Genomic DNA, 218 nt, shown 5'->3' on the forward strand with positions numbered 1-218 from the left:
TCGTCGCCGAGGGCGCGGAGCCCTGGGTGCACTCGTGCTCGGCCGGCACCCCGCGGGCCCTGCTGCGCGGCGCCGGCGCCCGCGGGCTCCTGGTCGACGTCGCCCGGCTGGCCGCCGCCGACCACGACGTGCTCGCCGAGGCGCTCGAGGCCGGTGACGTGGTCGTCCTGGGGCTGGTCCCGAGCACCGACCCCCAGGGGGCCGTCAGCGACACCGCC

The 218-nt window shown here is 80.3% G+C and carries 1 pseudogene; it reads left to right on the forward strand.

The features are described from left to right. Positions 1–218: pseudogene (locus QWJ41_RS21705) on the forward strand (methionine synthase); the annotation flags it as partial.

Origin of the sequence: Nocardioides cremeus, from assembly GCF_030518195.1 — a bacterium.
GTDB classification, from domain to species: Bacteria; Actinomycetota; Actinomycetes; order Propionibacteriales; family Nocardioidaceae; genus Nocardioides; species Nocardioides cremeus.